The sequence below is a fragment of the Psychromonas sp. genome (assembly GCF_983033635.1).
The window spans coordinates 1-2,812 of sequence record NZ_CEZLMY010000286.1; the positions used below are offsets into that span (position 1 = coordinate 1).

Genomic DNA, 2,812 nt, shown 5'->3' on the forward strand with positions numbered 1-2,812 from the left:
GCACTCAATAAATTTGGTATTTATAACGATGGAGTCGGCACCAGTGAGTTATCAACTTTAGATCCGACTCGAGCGCTTAACCCAGAGCTTGCTGAAATTATGCAAATAGGTATTGAACATGGTTATAAACAGTTTTTAACTGTGGTTGCACAAGGTCGGAATATGTCACTCTCAGAAGTTGATAAAGTTGCACAAGGACGCGTCTGGACGGGGGTTGATGCAAAACAACACGGACTTGTAGATCAACTGGGAAGTCTGCAGGATGCAATTAATCAAGCTGCTGACCTTGCACAATTAACACAATTTGATATACAAGAGATCGCCCCTACACTGTCTACAAAACAGCAGTTACTCAATGAGATGTTCACATCAGGCGTGAAGTTATTAGCGCAAACAGTTCAAATTAGCCCTGTTTTATACCAAACAATAAACTTACTGCAATCACAGACGGCGATATTAACAAGGTTTAACGACCCACAAGGTCGTTATGCTTATTGCCCAATGTGTATAATCAAATAAGTAAACAAGATAGGGGCTGATTACCCCTATCTCTTTTATCGATTAAGAAACAGATCAGAGACTTGATGAATATTAAGATTTATCCACTGCACTACTACACACAATCAGGTAATCTAAAACCACCAATATTTTTTTACTTTACCCTACTCTTTTTAGCAAGAACATGGGCATTGTTAATTATTTCTGTAGCTTCTCGTAATACAGGTAATAAAATATTAGCTATGTTCTATCCTGATAAGACACATTTTTATTTAGGATTGATTTCTGGTTTTATTGCTCTGTTGTTGTTTCTGCTGTCAGGAAGGGATCATGATAAACATTACTGGCTGTCGAAATTATGGCAAATCGGCTATCCATTTTTACTGTTGAGTATTATTACCGATTTTGCTCTGCAACTTTATTATTTGTCTATTAATCACTTTCAATATTCTTTGGGAGCATCGCTGCAACTGGTAATTATCATTTGGTCATTACTATACAGCGTGCGCAGCAAGCACTTGAAAGCGAGTTTTGTACGTCATAATTAAAAATAACACAGATAAATTACACCTTATCTGTGTTATTCATAAGTTATACCAATCGCATTAATTTTGTAATCTAATTCCATTCCGCAAAACTAATTGATCTGTTTTTATATTGGGAAGTGCGATTTTAACCGCGCAATATCATAGGCGCGACTAAAGTCGCACTTCCATGAATAGATCATAATATTAAGCTGATTGGTATTAAAAGAGCAATTAATGTAATTTTAGGCGTGGTCGCAATACCCGGTTAATACGCTCTACTAATGAGATTAATGCGGTCCGGAAATAGCCGTGAAGTGCAACCTGGTGCATACGATACAATGAGATATAAACCATACGCGCTAAACGACCTTCAATTTTCATTGAACCTTTCATTAAATTACCCATTAAGCTGCCGACAGTGCTGTAATTGCTTAATGAAACTAATGAGCCATAGTCTCTGTATTTATATGAGACTAATGATTTCTCCTTGATGGTGGCAATAATATTTTTTGCAACTAATGATGCCATCTGGTGTGCTGATTGCGCACGAGGAGGTACAAAACCTCCATCAGGAAGCGCACAACTTGCACAATCCCCGATCGCATAAATAGCATCATCAAGCGTGGTCTGCAAACTTGCTTTAACCACTAGTTGATTAACTTGGTTCGTTTCAAGACCTGCAATCTCTTTTAAGAAATCAGGAGCTTTGATACCAGCCGCCCAAACGATTAAATCTGCAGCAATCAGCTCGCCTTCCTTGGTCAGCAAGCCCTGCTGCGTCGCTTCTATAACCATAGTTTTAGTGCGCACATCAACACCCAATTTTAGTAACTCTTGATGGGCTGAAGCTGAGATCCGCTCAGGAAGTGCAGGCAAAATTTTAGCACCCGCTTCCACAAGACTGACTTTTAAGTCTGACGCTTTAATATGCTCAAAACCATAACTGGAAACTTGTTGCAGTGAGTTATAAAGCTCGGCTGATAATTCAACGCCAGTTGCACCCGCTCCCACTATCGCAACACTAACTTGTTTTGTTTCTTGTACACCAAGCTGTAAATATTTATTTAACATACGGTTATGAAACTTTTTAGCCTGCTGCGGACTATCTAGAAAAATGCAATGTTCCGCTACACCTTTTGTCTTGAAATCATTACTAACACTGCCAAGTGCCATCACCAGAATGTCATAACTGACTTCGCTTTCAGGTAAAATCTGCGTGCCATCTAGATCGTTCAGTTGCGCTAATTGAATCTGTTTATTTTCCCGATCAATATTAGCTAATGCACCAAGTTTAAAATTAAAACCATGATTTTTTGCATGTGCACGGTAACTTAATGCATCAATACCATCATCTAAAGAGCCTGCGGCCACTTCATGCAATAATGGTTTCCACAAATGTGTTCTATTTTTATCGACTAAGGTGATATGGGCTTTTCTTTTACGTCCTAATTTATTGCCTAATTCAGTCGCAAGTTCAAGGCCTCCAGCCCCACCACCAACAATAACAATTTTATACATATATACCTCAATTTTAGAAAAATACGATTACATTAAAATTCTGGATAAGTGCACAGGAGATAACTAAAAACACTAATGTAATAGGATTTAATAAACTGGAATATCAGAACTATATCACAAGAAAATGTAACTATGTTACAAATGTTAATTGAGTTAACATTAAATAGGTTGATTTTGCACTAATGTGGTAATTTTGTTACAAGGCGGAATTATAAGCAGAAAAAAACAACAAAAAAAACACGTCTTCATCAGCTAACCAAGGGGGTAAA

The 2,812-nt window shown here is 37.6% G+C and carries 3 protein-coding genes; 2 read left to right on the plus strand and 1 reads right to left on the minus strand.

All coding sequences use genetic code 11. The features are described 5' to 3' along the window. A partial coding sequence (locus tag AC4GME_RS18545) for a S49 family peptidase (protein WP_490380014.1) occupies positions 1 to 519 on the plus strand: 519 nt, incomplete at its 5' end. A 65-nt stretch (positions 520 to 584) separates the two neighbouring features. Further along, entirely contained in the window at positions 585 to 1,046 is a 462-nt protein-coding gene (locus tag AC4GME_RS18550; protein WP_490378432.1) for a DUF2919 domain-containing protein, read from the plus strand. Between the two features lie 210 nt (positions 1,047 to 1,256). Here AC4GME_RS18550 and AC4GME_RS18555 read toward each other — a convergent pair whose 3' ends face one another. Beyond that, complete coding sequence (locus tag AC4GME_RS18555) at positions 1,257 to 2,543, minus strand: NAD(P)/FAD-dependent oxidoreductase (RefSeq protein WP_490378431.1); 1,287 nt, start codon at positions 2,541 to 2,543, stop codon at positions 1,257 to 1,259. Between the last annotated feature and the right edge of the window lie 269 nt (positions 2,544 to 2,812).